Consider the following 19364-nt stretch of genomic DNA (forward strand, 5'->3'; position numbering starts at 1 on the left):
AGAAAATAAGGTCTATCAGAACACATCTGCCTCGTAAACCACCGCCATCGCAAGATTCAGCAACTTTGCCGGATCCAGTGATTTAGGCGTACTGTTGTTGAGGAGGATAGCCGGTGTTTTGTTGATATCAAACGTCAGTTTCCACATCACAGCAGATCCATCACCGCTAACGCCCGCCGGTGTTATTTCACCAAAATTATCTGTGATGGAAATGTCTTTGGCAGTGCCTGTGCCGATCGTCAGACTGATAAAATCAGGGCCGTTGACTGCCGCATTCTCTGCTGCTTCAAATTGCACCAACACTGCATGGAGCTTTATATTCCGGAGTGTGGTCAGCAGATAATTATCTGTTACGTTGAAGGTGATGGATTGCTTACCATCTACCGGAGGTGTAACAAACAACTTATACCATGCATCTGCGTAAGCCTGGTTCATCTCCATGGTTTTCGCCAGCAGGTTTACATACTGCGGCGCCGGCGTTTTATAGAGCGCCTTCACTTTCGCGGCAAAGCTGCTGCCGCCGTCAAGCGCCGTATACCTGATCTTCACAATCACATCTGAAATGCTGTTGAAATTGATACGATTGGTATCTGGCGGCAACTTGAAAGTCCAGCTGGATACCGCACCGGTACCTTCATACGGCAGGTAGCGGTCGTCGTTGAAATTGAGCTGGAACATACCACTGTCGTCCACTCCTTTCGATACGGCGATCTGCTGTCCGGGCATCCAGTTGGTACGCAATACACTGGAAGACGGCGCCGCCGGTGTGGTACCCTGAAAATCCGTACTCGTCAGGTACACCAGGTAATTCACCGGCGTTACATCCTGTGCATCTGCCTTGAGCAGCACATAGTTGGAGTTTTGGGTCAGCGTAGCGTTCAGGTTCTGATAAGGCCCAACTATCGCCGGCAGCGATATGGAAATGCTTGCGATCTTCCTGCAGTAATGACCGGGATAATCAAAATCAAACATACGCTCGCTCAGGGTGAAATTGAACACGCCCTGCTCACCGTTATTATGCCCCCAGATGAATTTCAGGAATTCCTGTGGATACGTCTGCCGCAATGAGATCGTCTTTTCAATTTCAAGACTGCGGGAGTTATGATTCAGATAAGAAGTCTCCATCTGTTGCAGCGACAACTGCAGGCCTTCTCCGGAAAGCAGTCCTTTACGCAGACTGTCCCAGTAGTTGTACGTAATAAACGTATCACTGTTGTTCAGTTCATACTGGTAGGTGGTTTGTACTGCCAGGGCAGTGGTCATGGCCAGCTGGTAACTGTTGTAGAAGATAGATGATACCCGGTTAATCATCCACTGATACAATTCCTGGTTCGTGAATTTTGTTTTGAGGAAATCATACACACGTGCTGCCTGGTCTATACTTTTCAGGTGTACTGCCAGGTCCTGCTGGTAGAATGAAAGCTGCGACTGTGCCGCTGCTATCTGTGCCGTCATCTGCGACACTTCAAAGGCGGCGGTCTGCTGCTGCAGGCCCCAGTCTTCATTCCTTCTGTCGAACTGCGCCACCGTTGTCAGGATCGATGCACTCTGGTTGAGCATGGCGGCGATGCCATCGCTGACCTGTGCGCCGCAATTGATCGCCTCCCCGAATTGCATACCACCATCCGCGAAACCGAAGATATTGGGCAACAGGTAACCTGCCAGGGCTACACCGGAAATACCTACGGCAAGCGCCTGTGGCGCTCCCACAGAGCCGGATATGATGAGTGCCGCTTTTTCATTTCCACTCAGGCCATTGTCGATCAGCCCACTGTAATACGTCTGCCGGTATTGCGCACTTTGCAATGCTTCGTTTAAGGAAGTGATAGTGTTTTTCTGTTCTTCAATCTGCTGTTGCTTCATGACCGTCATCATATTCAGCAGTGCTATCTGCTGTGATGAGTTCAGCAGCGAAAGCGCCTCTGCATCATTGTTCTGCAACACGGTCAGCAGTGTATTGCCCAGCTGTATAACGGCGCCGGTAATACTGTACGCACGGGCCAGCATAGCCGTAAACCGGTAATATGGCACGGCGGGCTGGAACGGATACTGCACGCCCAGCACCCCATTGTTGGCTGCAGCGGCCTTGATGAGCAGGTTAGGATCTATCGGTGCATCAAATAAAGGCAACGGCTGTGCAATACCATTGATATTCAGACAATGCCTGATTTTATAAAGCCGGTCTTCCACCCGGTCCCAGTAGCCCATAAACTGGCTGTTGTCCGGCACACAGAAATACACGTTCAGATCATTATAGGCAATACCCGACTTCCCGGTGTTCTGATCCAGCCGGTTGCCGACGGTGCTTTCCAGGTCTATCAGGAACTGTGGTATGTCTACGCCATATTTGGCCTGGATATCTGCAAAGTTAGCGGAAGGCTGACTGCTGCATGGGCCCAGGTCTTCGGGCCTTGGCCCCAGCAGGTCGTAAGCATATACATACAGCATCGTAGCAGTAGTGATGCTTTCCCAGGTATATTGGGTGAACTCCATATCCCCCCAGTCCAGCAGGTTATCGATATACTGCATCACCGTATTCTTCTCATATGCACCAATCCTCAGTCGCGCTATAGCATCCGGATCGAAAGGATCATCGTTGTAAACCTTTATCTGCACCGGGTTTTGCAGATCGCTCTGTATAGAGGCAATAGTATGGTTCCGGAAAGGATTAAACTGCCAGTAGCGAACCAATGGTGTAGAAAGATAATTGTTCTGCAACATGTTCTGCATCTCCCGGGCTGTTCTTAAATTATTGCCATTGGGATCCCTGGCGAGATTCAGCCCGAGTATCTGCGCTATCTGCTCTACAGTAGCACTGTTGCCGGCACTGGTAACATTACCGCCGGCGATATAACCCGAAGTAACCAATTTGGTATAGAACTGCTCTGATTGCGTTTTACTGATATCCCTGTTGATAAAGGCATCAGGCGATAAAATGAACGGTGGTAATGTAGGGTTAAAGATATACTGGTACCATTGTTCCGCTTCGAGAAACTGTTGATTGCTGTTCAACAAAGATGCTACCATAGTAGGTGCATAATAAAACAGCTCCCAGTAATACAGGCTATACGGCCCGGTGAAATCTACCTGGTTGTTGTAATTGGCTGCCGGCAACGATACCTGCGGCCCTGGCAGATAATCGCTGAAGCTATAGCCGATATTAACGGGCGCCTGCTGTGCGCTCAACGCCAGCACGGCATCTATTCCACCGGCAAACAGCCTTCTGCTGAGATCCTGTACCGCACCTGTATTCAGCCTGGTAGATTTAAATTTCATGGTGTTATAATCCACGTCCTCATTCACCGTTTTGCTGTCGTATTGTATGCCGGTACGGCCGGAAGATAACAATACATTCAGCACCCATTGTGCCTGCAACAGGGTAATGAGCAGCAACCCATTGATCATATTCGGTTTCAGCCCGGCAGCAAGATCCATGTCTACGATGCCATTGGCATCTACCACACCGATTACCGCTGTTTGCAAGCCCTTGTAAATACTGAGTGACTTCGCCGCATTGATGTCAATCCCGAAGTTGATGAAGGACGTATCGCCTACCCATCCGAAGGTCGAGGCTACTTCCAGGGCGCTTGTTATTTCCGGAACAACCGCCTCCGGTTCAATGAGGAAGCTACCACCGGGATGCAGGAAAATGAAACTGCAAGGCGTATTCCGCACAGGAATTACTCCTGCGCCTGCACCCTGAGGCTTACCCAGTATTAACGGAGAGCCAAGGAAAAGCTGTAAGAGCGTATCGAGTACATAGCGGGCCACTGTTTTACTTTCTGCCTGTATGAGAGATTCTATCATACTGACCCTGTACACCACGATATCCGGATCGATAACACCTTCCGGGTTGAGTGGTCCGGATGGCGCCTGGAGATTATAGAAATAAGTTTCTGAATCTTCCGCAGAGATGCCGCCCTCCGGCCAGTAGAAAGACATGATAGTAGCCGACTGCACCGGAGGAAATGCGGTAATAGGCTGTAAGCCCATACCTTCCGTATAGTTGGCTCCGATCGTATTATACACCGGCACCAACACCAGCGCACCGGATACATCGTCAAATCCTGCCTGGAAGGCGGGTGTGGAGTTATCTCCGAAAGTATCATTTTCCAGATACCTGAACTCATCCTCATTGATCAGCCAGGATGGATTCAGCATGTCGTCCACTACCGATGATCCCATCAATGGCAACTGGGCATTTTCAGGCCCCCACACCAGCTCATTATAATCGCCGACGGCAGTACCCAATGTGTCTTCAAAAGCAACGATACTGGCATTGCCCGGCGTTATTTTAGAGGGCGTTAAAGTCTTGCTGCGCTCATTTACCGACAGCAACGGACCGTAATAGATCATCAGTTTTTCACCGCTCAGTCTTCCTACCGCAGGATCCGCAAAATGATCGCCGGTCACCGGTATTGCCGCTACCTTATACCAATAGGGCTGATCCGCATCAAACAGTGCAGGGTCGAATGGTGCATGCAAATCCGTTTTGCTCACCACATTAACAGGCTGGTTGCTGATGAGCGATTGTGGCTGCGTCCAGTTACCATTAAAATCAATAAAGGAATAATTAACGGATGCAGTTGTAACAGTAGCACGGGCACTGTCGCTGTTCGCCGTAGGATCTGCTACCTGCGCGGAAGACAACTCCGTCCAGAAAATGAATAACCGGTTAAACGCATATACCGGCGTAATGAACATGGATGGAATGGTGATCTTGATCTCCTTCCATTCAGACCAGATGCTGCCCGACTGCCGCGTGATGTAGTAATAGTTGGCCGGATCCGTTTGTGACCGGGCAAAGAGATAAAGCGTATCGGTAGCGCCGAAAGTAGGATCATGCGTAACATACTGGCAGGCATCTACATATTGCAGCTTTGCCAGGTAGCTGAAACTATCGAGGTATTTTTTGTAAGCCAGATCTGCACTGGGCTTGGTGACTTCATTCTGCGACAAATCATTTTCCAGCTGGTTAAATAGATTCGTCTTTGTTCTGCGCAGTGCCGGGTTCAGGTAATTCTCAGGGTAAAGGAAGATCTGCCGGTTGGCTTCCCATTCGCGGTAACTCATCAGCCATGGCCACCAGCTATCAGGAATATCATCTTTACTGATACTCACATTGATCTCCAGGTTCAGGCGGCAACGCTGCAGGTACAACTGTGCAGAGTTCAGCGCCTGCCGGATGAGGGATATTTCACTGCATCCTCCCATGTCTACATCAATCAGCAGGTATTCATACAACGCCCTTGAATTGGTGATGTCTGCATAGGTTTTGCGGAGCTTCCATATGCTGAATGCTTCCAGCACATTCCGCTGCTGTTCGAGCAGCGGGCCATTATATTTTTTGTAGACAGCCACCCAGGCCTGATCCCCGAAACGCGCACGCAACGCCCCTGTCAGCGCATTCGCACTATCCGTAAAGTTGAGCCAGTTGGTAGTATCAGCGGCCGGTAGTAATTTGAGTGAAGCCAGCGACTTCATAAAATACATATCCAATCCCAACTGCAGCCCGAGTACAAAACAATTGTTTACCTGGTAAATCTGGCTAACAGTACTACACAGATTTCCCGCGCCAAACAACAGGTTGCACACAAATACGCATTGGTCCAGCGGCCATCCCGTGAGTGCGCACAATTTTGCCAGTTCATCATCATTTACTTTCCCTGCCGACACCAGCGCCAGGAAGTTAATGAATTGATTTTTTGTATCCTGGAAAGTATATACCAGGCTTTTCATCTTCCAGATATTAATCACATTGGAAAGCAGCAGGGGCGTAAAATTAAATACGTCTTTACTGCCATCCAGGTAGGCCGCCGGATATTGGTAAATGTTGCTGAGTTCATCCGGCGTGAGTGATAGTCTCACAGACAGCAGCAGGTGTTGTGAGAACATCAGGATAAACGCCGCCACCAGCGGATCATCTGCACCGGTATTGCTCATGAGCAAAGCCACTACAGATGTTATCTTCTGTATGGTACCAATACCATTGATCATAACAGCTGTTAAAGGCACCTCCGCTGCGAAAAATCCTGCGAGGTTGCTGGTAACCGCCTGTTGCTGATCTGTATTAATCTGGTTCAACCGCTTTTGTACATCATTGAGCTGTGCGGCATCAGGCGTATACGAAGTCCCGTCAGGTAAAGTGATGGTTTTGATCTTCGCTTTTTCTGTATCTGTCAGTGACTTCAGCACTACGCCTTTGGCATCAATAAAGCTATTGGTGGTAAAATAATTGAAGAACGCAGTGGATACATCCGTGGTAATGATATTGGAAACAAAACTGTTGCTGGCAGCCAGTAACGGCTGCATATTCAACACAAAGGATTTCAGGAAAGCACTGAGGGAGTCTTTCGTATACCCGGTATTGACATACAAACTGGTCACACTATTGAGAATATAGTTCAGTTCATACACATTGAACCCGGCCAGTTTCATCCAGTCCGCTACATCTGCTATCTGTTTGATCTCTGCGGGCATCAGTCGCTGTTTGTCTGACATACCGGTCAGCTTAAGCAGGATCAGGTAATCTGTTACCGGCAGGCCGAGTTGCGCGGGCAGCAGGGTATGCCGGTATAAGAGCGACAGGTTACTCACACCCAGCGTGATCTTGGAGGTATCCGGAAAGAAATTGGCAGCGATGGCGGTCAGATCATTGTTACAGGCTTTGATACCGGAAACAATCCTGCGTGCGTAGGTCAGCGAGGATTGCATGACCTGGGTTACGTCGGCATTTTCGGTATTGTAGAGCGTCTGGCTTACAATCCAGTCGATCGGCGTATTCAGGTAAAGCGAATTATTAAAAAGTGCATTTTTATCATTGCCACTGATGGCTGTTGTGGGATGATAATAATCCAGGTCTTCCCCATTGCGGATAAGGGCAGGATCGTTGAAGATGGTATCGAAGAGCGCCTGGGAATAGGTACCATCGCCCATGCCCGTGGTTTTGATATCGAACCAGCAGGCGGCAAGATTAACCGGGGGAATATTCAGCCGGTCCGACAAGGCCTTTACATTCGCCAGTGTTACCAGCATCTCGTCGGTAACAGCGGTATAACCAAAAGAGGTCATGAGCCAGTCGAGCGTAGGGTAATCCCATCCGATGGCAGCCGCCAGGCGCATAAACCTGTTCAGCCGATCGAGTGTATCGTGGTTGATGTTGGTGATCTGTTCAAAAGGATGATCCGGATCTGTTTTATTCACCACCACTTCCATGTAGGCGTTGGCGCTCAATCCCTGGTTGATGAATAACTGGTGCGCCAGCGTAGTGGCCTGTGCATCGCCGGTTTGGGTACCATTCCAGGGCGTAGGATCCCATTCACTTTCGTATCCTTTCATCCATTTTCCGGTGAAGGAAGATAGATTGGCAGCCATGGTAAACTGGAAGCTACCCTGGTTATCCGGAGGATCTACACCGGCCTGTGACCAGGTACCGGTAATGATATTATCCCTGATAGTACCTTCGAGGGTACCATAACTTTCATTAAAGGAGCCACGTACTTCATTTCCGAAAAAAACGAGCATCAGCCGGGTACCAAAGATAGTGGGTACATAACTATACGTAACGCCTGCACGTTCTTCCGGGGATAACTGCTGGTGAAGCAGGAGCATAAATTCGCTCCGTTCAAGCGCCGTCTGATCCAGCATTTTCGTGAGTACATCCAATCCACCGTTATCGCTGTTCCCAACGGGCGTACCGTAGGCGGCTGTCAGGTCTGCCCCGGTGGTAGCTACTTTTTTTACAAGCTGATAGCTTTCGTAGGAGAGGTTCAGTTCTTCTACGGCATAACCTAAAGGCAGCAGCGTGGTGGGATCAAATGCGGCAATGATAGCGCTCAGGGTGAGCTGGAATTGTTTGAGCAGTCCGCGTATCTGGTTCAGCGGCTGGTTATAGGGAATATTAAAAGGATATACAGCGGTGGCCATTGCCTGCCATACCACGGGGTAAGTGCCCGGGTTTTCATTGATCAGCGCATCTTCTACCGTATTCTCAAGAATAGCATTCACTATCTGGAGATACGGTACCATCGTATTTGTATTGGAGCAGTTCAGCTCTATATTCCAGAGATCCGGACGGCGTGCCTGCAGGGTAAGTCCCGGGGGAACAGGATTGGCGCTATGTGAGTTGGGTACTGTAATCGCTTTATCGATGATCCGCATCAGGTCCACGAAATAAGCGGCGGCGCCAAGCACAGATTTACATTCCTCACAGGAGCAAAAGTTAAGGCTGCCGAAGATTTCCTGGTAGTCGGACAGCGCTTCAAAATAACCGGTTACCTCATCACTGATATGATTCACTGCCATGTTGCGGAAATAGCTGTTGGCCACCACGCCATTCACCGTACCCAGCAGGTGCATGGTCTGGTCTTTTACCCGCAGCGCCCTGTCGTATACATTGTTGGCGGTTCCGGCATCTCCCAGTTTCTTCTGGTATTGATGCAGGAAAGTAGTACGGCTCATGGTAGTGAGTTGCTGGGCGGAGTCGATCCCCTCTTCGTAAAGCGTGTGCGCGGTATGGTCGTCTGGCGAAATGCGGGAAACGCGCTGCCACTTACGCAGGTGCTGCACTTCTTCGGAGGATGTTTTCAATCCATGGGAAGTAAGCACGTCTTTGTCCAGCAGGTTCACACTCAGTATATCAAATGCAGGATGCCGGTGATAGAAATCCCTGAGTGAAGCAGGTATTACCGGAGCTGTTGTTTTCTGGGAGTTCATGGTTATTTTGTATTGAGGTAATGTAAAGAGTCCATGTATATCAGTGGAACCACAATCCGAGGTAATTGCTAACATGCCCGGTGTGATAAGTCCTTGTAACATTTGTGCTTTCTACACCCGGAACAAGGAATATACCAGTACCAACAGCGGCTTCGGAATAGTAGAAGTGTGGTACCCGCTGTGCAGTGCTGTGCGTATTGCCAAAGAGGCCGTTCCAGGTCAGCGTTCTGTTGTAGTATTGATCGTATGTTTCGCCCGCAGCAAGCGTACCTCTTGGATCGTCCCTTCCGGCCGTACTCGTTGGAGTATAAGCAGGTAGTCCGCCACCCGCTTGTCCTACCGCAGGAATTCTGGCATATGCAGCAGTGAATGTCTGTGCATTTAACGCAGCCTGTTGGGCAGATACCGGTGGTGTTTCTGTGGTAATAGACAGCGTGGCAGGGCTGAAAGTATGGCTCCATCCCATATCTGCATAAGTAGATGCCTGGTATTGGGAGGGCCATGCGTCGGCTATCACCAGTTCACTTTCCGGCAGCGCTCTCGGATCACCAATAAGAGTAAAGGAGTGATGCGCTGTGGCATCCCACAGCCTGATTACCGGTTCGGTGGTGGGCCGGCTAATAAGGTAACTATGGGTAAGTGCACTGAATTCATTACAGGCACCTCCATGTGCGGCAATGGCGGAGGAGGCCCTGTTGAAGGCATCGGTAGCACTGGTGCCTTCCGCATCCAGGAAGGTAGTACGCAGGATATCCCTGGAAACATTGAAACGTGCCGTGCTTTCAGCACGGGTGGTTACTACATCATTCGAAACGTTACCGGCATATGGCACGTTGTTTCTGGCATATGTAATCGCGCCCTGTGCATCCTCAAGTCGCTGCCTCACCCTTGGGGTGACTGCCACCTCTCTTGAGTTACCGGTAGGATCTGTAAAAGTGACCGGGTTATCTCCGGAGAAAAAATACAGATTGATCCCATCCACTGGTCCTGCCGGATCTGGCTTCAGCCAGCGGCCCTGCCAGGATACATAATATCGTGCGCCATAGTAATACAACCCCGTACTATCATCACATTCTTTTCCCGCATAGCGGTAATCCTTCCGGGACACTTCCACCTGGCTACTTCCGGCGATGATACTGGTACCGCCATAAGGAAAATATTCTTCATAGCTGATCAGCTGTGCAGTGGTATCTACCTCCATCGACACGGAATGCAGCAGGTTGCTCAACTGCCAGCGCAGTTGCCGCGTACCGGGTGCAGCCTCTTTTTTGTTATCGTCCTGCTTCCAGTATTGAATGATCAGCACACAATTGCCGCCATCCATTACTCTCAGCGTTTGCCTGTTCAGTGTGGTAGCGCCTCCTGCTTTCTCATATTTAATTTCATAATTGCCCAGGTAAACTTTCTCTGTAATACTCACAGACCCGCCTCCATGCGCCACCAATTCACATACTTTGCGCACACGGATCTCATCACTGCCGTAGTTGTAGTAGTCGCTGTCATCCGGTTCCTGCGGCCGTTCAATGACGCCTGCTTTCACCAGGTTTTCGCAGCAGTTATAGGAAAGAGGCACCGCGTTATTGATCAGCAGCTGCCGGAGATTCCCCGATGCGTCGTAAGTGAGTCCCTGCAGGCGGTTGGAATTATCTTCCACCGGCGTGTCCCGGGTCCATGATGAAGAAACGGCTGTATGACGGGTGCTTACCAGGTTGAAAGCATCATCATAACTGTATTGCTCCCGGTAATTTTCAAGCCCGGATTGATCTGCCGGCAGCTGACTGAATTTGCTTTGCTTAAAATCGCCGTCGGCCACATTATTCCGGTAGGTGGTGGCAGTGATCCCCGGATGTTGACGGCCATTGGCAATGATCAGCCGGTACAGCGCATCATAGGTATAATCCGATACAGGTTCCACCTTCTGGTTATTGCTGAACACAATATCGATGCTGGCATCCGTCATCCGTGTGATATTCCCCACCGGGTCGTAGGTATACCCGATCTGCTGCAGCACATCATTGTTCTGTCGGGTGCTTTTCATCAGCAGCAGCCTGGAAGTGGTATCTTCATAAGTAAATGCCGTTCTCACGCCATTCGCATAATACACTTTGGTCCGTTGGCCATTCGCATCGTAATCGATCTGCGTTACTACAGGTTGTGTGGTTTTATCCTCGTAGGTAACGGTGACGGCATTAACCAGCCCCTGTACATCATAACCGGTAGTGGTAATGGTACTATCAGGGGTTTGCTGGGTGAGTGCCTGTCCGAGTGCATTGTAGGAAAACACCATATCGTAGATCTCAGGAGCCAGGGGCACAGATGCAGGATTGTTCCAGTCCGGCGGCAGTTTATAGTCTTCCGTGAGTTGCCTGGAATCTTTCAGTGAGTTGCCCTGTATATTGTAAACATAGCGGGTGCCTATGCCGGCCAGGTCATTCAATTGATAAATCTTCCCACGCAGGTTCTTCGCTGCGGCATCCGGCTGTGTTTCGCCATAGGTAAATACCTCCGCCAGCGGGTATTGGTCAGCCAGTTCAACTTTATCCGCCGGGAGCATCTGTTTAACCCGGAGGGCTATACGCCGTTGCAGGCGGTCGTAGCTGATCAGCTGGTTGTAGTTGCGTGGAGACCAGGACCATACCAGGTTGCCAAAAATATTATTCAGGTTGTATGGTTTACCTGCGTCAATACTGTCGGTCAGTATCGCATCCTGTTCTCCCATCATATAACCATACCTGAAATTATAGTAGTTGGTTGCTTTTGTAACATTTGAATAATACAGTCGCGCATCAATAACGGTGGTAATCCTGCTGCTGATATCGGTAGCGTAGTATGCGGTGACACAGTTTTGCTTTAACAGTGCGGTAATTTGCGGAATAAAATTATTGAATGCCGTCCCCAGCTGTAGAACAAACCCACGTTCATAAGGCTGAAACTTCACAGTTACATATCCATCTGCGGAAAGATATTGTTTAAGGACGAGTTCATCCCACACCTGTTGCGACGTAACCGCCGAACCCTGTACAATGGCAGCAAAGGCCGTATTAGCCACATATCCCAGGTTATCCTGAATTTTCAGGAACACGCTGCCCGTATTATCCCTGATCTGTATGGCTGGCGTATTGAAAAATGCAGCTGCTTTTTGCAGGGCATCCTTCTCATTGATCTGTTCCTGCGTAGGATTAGCAGGATAATTCGCCATAAAAGAGATGTAGTAGGGAGAGGTGATCACCGTATCATCCGGATCGTATGCCTTCTCCTCCCACGGTGTATATACGATGGAGCTGTAAAAACCTTTGGGAAAATCGGTGCGTATGGGTCTTCCCAGCGCATCATATTGTGTGATAGTGGGCGGGGGAACAAATTCCTTCACCAGGTCCTGTTGGGATTCATAATGCGGGGAATCACTGTAATAGGGAAGATACAATTCGGCCACGCCTCCTTTGTTGTTGTAAACCACCCGGCCTGACGCCTGCCATTTATTTCCTGCCGCGAGTTGTTTACTTTCAATGCTTCTCCCCTGTCCGTCGCTGTATTGAATCATTTGCTGGCAGGCGAAGGTACTGGTGCCGCCATTTATGTGATAGAAATCTGTCCGGGTGAGGGTAATATTATTCACCGGCTGATTATCCCGCTGGTAAGCATCCAGGTCATAAAAGAAATAAGTAGCTGCGCCTTGCAGATAGTAGGCCGGATCGTTGATCACGTCATCGAAAGTAATGGGACCGCTGTCTTTGTTGGTGGTTCGCACCACGTATTCCGCAGGCTCACTGAGGTACTCATATAACCGCATAGCGCCCGTGTGAACACCTTCTTCGCTGCCGAATAAAGCACTTACCACTACATTTCCCAGCGGGTCGTATAATACCTGTGTAACGTTGCCGTTAATATCCACCATCTGTCGCAACTTCATAGCCTGGTAATCGCAAACGGCAGTTGTTTCATTGACATTACCGGCATCCAGGTATTCTTTGCAATCTGTAACCAGGAAGTAGTATGGATCGTAAGAAAAGGTGCTTTTTTTAAAGAGCGAAGAAGACGGATCTGCAAACGAATTTTCTGTTTTGGATAACTGGTAAAACGATGCAGCGGTGTTATTATAGTGTTGTACCAATCCCCTGTTGAACCAGTAACCGGTAGTTGTATCCAGGTAATAGCCGCCGGCATCCCGGATGATATCCGCTGTCATATTTTCACCAAACAGGTAGCTGATATTTGCGGCAGTAAACACAGCGTTCTGCTGATGGTGTATTAATGACCGTGACGACAACTGACCCAGTGGCAGCATGGCGTCCTGTGCTTCATTCCAGAAGTATGCCTGCCCGATTGTAAGCTGTTGCGCCTGTAATATCTGAGGGGCTGGGATTGCCAGATAAGGAATGATCTGCTCAAGGGCGGTATTTACCTGCGTTTTGATAGTGTCATAAGTGAAATAAGCGCCGCTGAGAGTTGGATGAATGATCTCAAATTGTTCCTGTTGGTAAAGTACACCCCGCCAACGGTAAGGCTGCTGACTGGTGGTATTGATATAGCTGTTTCGTTGAGCCGTTACCTTTAGCTGCTGTTGTTCGGAATAAACATGGCTGTCTGCAAAAGGCCCACTGCGCCTGGGGAGATACACTTTGCACGACAGCAATACGCTGCCGCAGAGCGGATCTACCTCCAGCGTAAAGTCCTGCGTAATGGCCGGATCAAGGGGTTCTCTTTCATAGTTGTAGCTGATACTCTCGCGGCTCTGCACTGCAAAAGAAGCATAAGGCTGATCCCCTTTAGGCTGTATCAGCAACACAGTTACATTGGAAGCATCAACGGTATATGGGTTTACTGATGCCGGCTGGTCATCATTGGCATATACTTCTTTATGCATCACGAAACCTTGCAGGGCTGCATATGCCTGTCGTAGTGTTGCTGCATCCGCCTCATAAATCGCCGGATCAAAAACGCTTGGGGGAAAGTTCAGTGCCTGCGGATCTCCCTGGAAATATTCCTGCTGATACTGCCGGATGATGGCTTCATTCTCCAGGAAGGCGCCGGTATGACACCAGGTTTTGGTATAAACGGGAGGCACATACAATTCCTTGTTTAACCTGTTCACCGGAAAATCCGGGTTGTCGGTGCTTTGCGTATACTCCAGCAAGGTTTCCGTATCCCAGGATTCAACAAAGCCGAAGCCACGGAACTCCCTGTCCACCGGATCGTAGTAACCATCGTGATACTTATAGCTGTTAACGGTCTTCGTACCGGACAACACATCGTTTACGGTCATTTTCTCCACCACCTGCACCGGGAATCGCAGCCTGGTTACCCAGGGGCGGCCTGCTCGTTTATCTTCCATGATAAACTTTGTGGAGCTGCAATACCTGATGGAGATAACCGCCCCCATATTATTGCTGATCTGGTTCAGCAGGTAAGGCTTCATCCCATCGCTGACAAAATCATAGTAGTAATGTACAGGTACGGGTAACATCTTCGAAAAAACCAGGCAGCTGGTGCCGTTGCCTTTTACATCCATGAAATGAATCTGATCCGACAGACCGTATTGGAAGGGAAGATTCACTACAATGGGAGGTGAGAAGGAATTACCATTCTGGTTGATGTAGATGGTAACGGTGTGGGAAGATACATACACCAGGTCGGTGGTACCGGAACCGTCTATATCTGCCAGGAACAGGCGGCTGTTATCCAGTTCGATGCCCAGTTCAGGGGCATTACCGAATGTAATCTTTTTTCCATACCGGCCGTAACCCAGGCATGGCCAGCATTCTACTAATCCGCTTGAAATACATACCCGGTGGGATAGCCCGTCGCCAAACATATCGGTGAAGGCTACCAGTTGCCCGGATGGATCAGCCGCTTTAACAGGGATACCATTTTCATTCTGTGTGATGCTTCCCTGGCGGAAACCTTCCTTACCTGCAGAGGCGTAGATCAGTATCTCTTCTCCGGTAGCCAGCAGCAGATCACTTCTGCCGTCGGCATTCATGTCTGTCACTTCCAGGAAAGGATTGCTGCTATCAACAGCGTTATACGGGAATGACTGAAAGCTGCTCCAGCTCCCATCGTTATTATACTGATAGAAACCTCTGCCGGCTAGTAGCTCCAGCTGTCCGTTGCCGTCCAGGTCTACCAGGTAGGCGTTATTATCCTGTAAATTTCTTTCAATGGGAAAGGGCGCGGGGGATTCCGGCAATTTGTATTTGCCGTCTCCTTGCGGGGCGAGGTAAGTGGTGATATATTCGTTGCTGAAAAGAAATCCCGGCAAGCCTTCTCCGTTGAGGTCTACCGGCAAAAAGCCCTGTTCGCCCAGGTATCCCGGAATCGTATTACCATCCATTTCCAGCACTTCAAACACGGGCGACTCCGGCACATTAAACGGGGTATAATCCAATGCAAGCGCAGGCGATGTTTTACTATCATAACTGCCGTCATCATTTTTCCTGTAGCCGGTGGAGGCCACATTTTTCAGTAACGACATCGTGACAATCTGTACCGGCTGATAGTGTTGCAGCGCGTCGTAAGTCAATGCGATGCTCTTCACCAGGCAAGGGGTTCCCAGTTCCTCAAAATGATGAAACAGTAATACCTGCTGACAAAGGCGGCAGGTGCGTATTTCGAAGCCGCTTTTATAGGAAGAGAAGGCGTCGGGGCGGTATGCCCATTCCCGTACAGGCGTATAAGGATCTGCATTTTTTTGATGAAGATCCGACAGGTCATATTCGCCATAATCGAAGATCATTTCGAATGCGTATTGTGCATTTCCTTTACTGTCGGTGTAGTTCCCGTATTTCACCGATTGCGGATACCTGTTGGCTTCGTAGCTCCTGTTCACTTCATAGATAGCAGGAGGAACATTATGATCATTTTCCGCCTTATAGGTATACGCTATTTTATTTCCTTTTGCATCTGTTGATGTATCCGGGAACCACTGAAATATCTGTGTATGATCGGCCGGATGCGTGATACGGGAATTGCTGGCAGTACCAAAATCGGTTGTGGTATTATTCATGGAAATAACCCGCCACCAGGAAGTATGGTCCTTTTCACTTACCCATTGTTCAATGCAGGCATAGGAGCCTTGCACTCTTGGGAGGTATGCTGTTACCAACCAGCTTTCTCCATTGAGTTGCGCCACCCGCTCCGTTGTTTTCACCAGTTCCCCTTCACCTGTCAATGCGTAAATATCAGTTCCCATATACCTGGGAATGCCCTTATTGGTGGTTCTTGTAATGCTGCTTAATGTCAATGAAAATCCTAGTCCGAATGCACTGTTGCCTTGTCCGGAGTTATAGGAAAGCGATAGTGATGGCTCAAATCCTCTGGCCGGCGTTACGGGCAAAGGAATAGTATAACTACCGGTTCCGGAGAAAGCATCGGGCTGAAATGTATTACTGATACCACTTATGGCGCCACCTCCTTTAGGAAGGGTAATTTGAGGGACGACAATGCCTGACAATTCAGATGGAGAGTCTGTTGTTTTCATCAAATAGGGTGTATTACGTTCCTTATGTAAAGTCGTATTGTCTTAAAACAAGTGCATCATCAGATCCTTACCTGTTGAGGGTATGATACAAAATGGTTTTCATAACAGTTATTTTGAGATTTGATACAATCGGCTAACGATATCTAAAAGTAAAGTAAACTTAAGGATAAGTTTTTACTTCCAACAATTTATTTTTCCAGCAATTTATTTTAATAAAAAAATTTCGATTGGAATCCTTCCTTATTTTATATGCTTACAAAAGCACCCGGGCAGAGCATATCCATCGTACTTTTCTGAGAAAAAATATATGCCTAAACAACCCACAGCAAAGGATTTAAAAGGCATCAATCCAGATCGTAAAAACGCATAAGGCGATCGACCTGCAATAGATCACTTCTCATCTCCCATCTCCCGTAACTAATATTTCTATGTTATAAACATACCGGGAAAAATCCCGTATTAAGCAGATATATGGTTTCATTTGAATTTAAATTAACATCAAACAGATGCTTCCGCTCAGGACCTGATCATCCATAAGTAATTCACCAGGTTAATTGTCAGCAGCACTATAAAAAGCAGCACTACATGCACACAGAAACCCAGCAAATTCCTGCCGGCTTTCAGCAGCCATTCATGTAGAATGGGTATTTTAGAGAATACGGTATGATAAATCAGGATCATCGTCAATACCAGCCCTATCAGTATCAGGAGCGACCTCCATTTATACTCATCATTCACCGGTATAAAATAATACATAAGCAGCGCGCTTAACAATACAGGTACCATAAACTGAAACCAATACATGACCAGCTTATCAAAACTCATGTTTGCCGGAGGATTTCCATAAGCATACCGGCGGCCATATATCCGATACCGGGGTGTAGCAATATATAGTGTAAAAAAGGACAGGTAAGCGCCGGATGCCCACACTGCCAATAAAATGCACATCAGCTGCAATAACATGGTAACTGCAATAAAAGCGATATGCTGGAAATTGTAAACAATGGGAACCGTAGCTGTCTCCATCAGCCCGGATGACCAAAAAAACAAGTGGTAGCTCCAATTGCTAAGCAGGTGAAAGTTCAACATATAACCTGGCCAGAAAAAAAGTACTATCGGATAGGTAAGCATAATGACTATAACAGCAGCCATTCCCCACCTCGTTTTCAAAAAGTCCCGGAATACCTCAAATGTTTTATTCCAGTACCAGTGTCCGGCAAAAAGAAGTAGGCAGAGCGCTAAAAGTATAAAAGGCAATAGCTTTTTTATTTCGTCTTTCACCCAGCTGTCGCCAAACAGATACCAGTCTTCGTTAATGGAATCCTTCACGGCGCCAGGTGAAACTCTTTCATGATAGGGCTGCACCATTTCCCAGGGTAAGAATTCAGCGTGGATATCGCGCTCTCCAAAATAGGTAAAGCTGCTCCATATCTCCCTCCGCCCTCCGGTCTTTACTATATAGATATGCTCTCCTATCAGCAGCTGCGTTTTTTTTATGGGAGCCGGGTTACCAAAGAGATTATAAATATAGGTATCCTCTATAGGTACAAATAGTTTTCCCGCGATGGTGTCATCCGGATGTTTATCCAGATTAAGAAAAAACTTTTCATGATGAGGTGGTTGCGCTTTAGTGGGAAAAAAGAACAGACAAAAAAGCATTGCCAGCAGAGCCTGGATACGGATAGTCATGGGCATAGGAACAGGTATTGATAAAACCGGGTTTCGTGCAAATATACATCGATAATAGCAACTTTTTAAGTTGCTTCATGCCAATCATGAAAACAAAATCGACATTGACGCGCTGCGGGAGTTCTGGCAATTTTATTACAAACCGGACAAAGATTTAAACATAATTCATCGCGATGTTCGTCCCAGATCCGGTTTACAATCCTGTCCTTCAGTGCTTCCGCTCCATCTGTTATCATGGCGTGTATTCTGGGATGGTCACTTATCCATCCTTTTTCCTTCATTTTTGACAGGGTCGATTCGGATGGCATATAGAAATTATACAAAACCGTTCTCTTCGCCATTATTTCGTCCTCTGTCATAAACTCCAGGCAATATTGATAGATGTACGTTTTAAGTTCGGGATATAAAGTATCCATTGATCTCTCTGTTATTTTTTAGTAAAAAAGTAAATAAAGATAAGAAGAGAAAAGTGTGCTATGCAATCAGATTAGAATGAACGGATAGCAAAGCTTAGTAGGTACTGATACGGGTAAATGGTCAAACTATGGATTTGGGATATTAGAAATGAGCTACTCCCGCCAATACAAGGATATGAGTTAGATGATCTGATAGTAGAAAGCAACAGCTTCATGCCAATCATGAAAACAAAATCGACATTGACGCGCTGCGGGAGTTCTGGCAATTTTATTACGGGACTATTTCACTAAGTGCGTAAATAAAAAAATCGGGGAGTCAAATTGATAACTAGATTCTCACCTTTTTATCAAAGATAGTTAAGAACTGATTAAGGATCATGCCCCAGTTTTCTAATGGGCATGGTCCATTTTTTTGAAGCTTCCGTAAGGCCAGGTATACGGATTTAAGCACAGCCTCGTCTGTAGGGAATGAGAGTTTATTTTTGGTGTATTTTCTGATTTTCCCATTTAAGTTTTCTATGAGATTTGTAGTGTAAATGATCTGGCGGATTTCGATGGGTGTCTTGTCCTAGAATAGGTTTACATCAAAAGTGTAAACCTATTCTAGGACAAGACAATACCGTTAAAGATCCTGCTATGTTACAGCGCCTTAATGAAATCAGCTCATTGCCTGAAGAAGATCAACACTGCATTTTATATACTATCGATAGCCTGCTACAAAACGCCAGGACAAAGAAGGCATTCGCACATAAATAGAAAACCCAGTCACAACAGACCGGGTTTTCTATTTATGTGCTTTTTAAACGAGCTTTTATTCGACATTCTTAAGATAATCACCAAAATCATTCCTGAACTTCTCCACAGCATCCTTATTTTCCTTCCATGCCTCAGAGTTGACAACTAATGAATCTGCATCTGCTAAAGAAATTTTCAATTTTCTTACTAAAAGCATTACGGTTTCCATCTGTGTTGCGCCACTTCTCTTTAATACCGCTATAGTCCTATTCATATCCTCCCCATCTTTATATTCAGTATCAAAAATATTTTCAAAATCTAAATACATAATA

General features: G+C 47.6%; 6 protein-coding genes. All 6 read right to left on the reverse strand.

From position 1 onward, the window contains the following. Positions 1–15: 15 nt before the first annotated feature. A complete protein-coding gene (locus tag BMW79_RS25330; RefSeq protein WP_177192324.1) occupies positions 16–8715 on the reverse strand; it encodes a Tc toxin subunit A-related protein in 8700 nt (2899 codons plus the stop codon). A gap of 40 nt (positions 8716–8755) precedes the next feature. Beyond that, positions 8756–16192 (reverse strand): SpvB/TcaC N-terminal domain-containing protein, encoded by a 7437-nt coding sequence (locus BMW79_RS25335; RefSeq protein WP_089899653.1) that lies wholly within the window; start codon positions 16190–16192, stop codon positions 8756–8758. Positions 16193–16708: 516 nt separating this feature from the next. Further along, positions 16709–17887, reverse strand: coding sequence for a hypothetical protein (locus tag BMW79_RS25340; RefSeq protein ID WP_089899655.1), 1179 nt, complete (start codon positions 17885–17887; stop codon positions 16709–16711). Positions 17888–17946: 59 nt separating this feature from the next. After that, on the reverse strand, positions 17947–18297 hold the full coding sequence (locus BMW79_RS25345) for a hypothetical protein (RefSeq protein WP_089899657.1): 351 nt from the start codon (positions 18295–18297) through the stop codon (positions 17947–17949). A 328-nt stretch (positions 18298–18625) separates the two neighbouring features. Next, positions 18626–18853, reverse strand: a complete 228-nt coding sequence (locus tag BMW79_RS34435) for a transposase (RefSeq protein ID WP_407641649.1) — start codon at positions 18851–18853, stop codon at positions 18626–18628. A 255-nt stretch (positions 18854–19108) separates the two neighbouring features. Further along, the gene (locus tag BMW79_RS25355; protein WP_089899660.1) at positions 19109–19360 is read right to left on the reverse strand and encodes a hypothetical protein; all 252 of its coding nucleotides are present in this window, start codon (positions 19358–19360) and stop codon (positions 19109–19111) included. Positions 19361–19364: the final 4 nt, after the last annotated feature.

The sequence above is a fragment of the Chitinophaga arvensicola genome, assembly GCF_900110835.1.
Lineage (GTDB): Bacteria > Bacteroidota > Bacteroidia > Chitinophagales > Chitinophagaceae > Chitinophaga > Chitinophaga arvensicola.

Bases quoted from the DNA above. Each gene is read 5' to 3' on its own strand.
- BMW79_RS25330 (WP_177192324.1), bottom strand. From the start codon at position 8,715: ATGAACTCCCAGAAAACAACAGCTCCGGTAATACCTGCTTCACTCAGG.
- BMW79_RS25335 (WP_089899653.1), bottom strand. From the start codon at position 16,192: ATGAAAACAACAGACTCTCCATCTGAATTGTCAGGCATTGTCGTCCCT.
- BMW79_RS25340 (WP_089899655.1), bottom strand. From the start codon at position 17,887: ATGCCCATGACTATCCGTATCCAGGCTCTGCTGGCAATGCTTTTTTGT.
- BMW79_RS25345 (WP_089899657.1), bottom strand. From the start codon at position 18,297: ATGGATACTTTATATCCCGAACTTAAAACGTACATCTATCAATATTGC.
- BMW79_RS25355 (WP_089899660.1), bottom strand. From the start codon at position 19,360: ATGTATTTAGATTTTGAAAATATTTTTGATACTGAATATAAAGATGGG.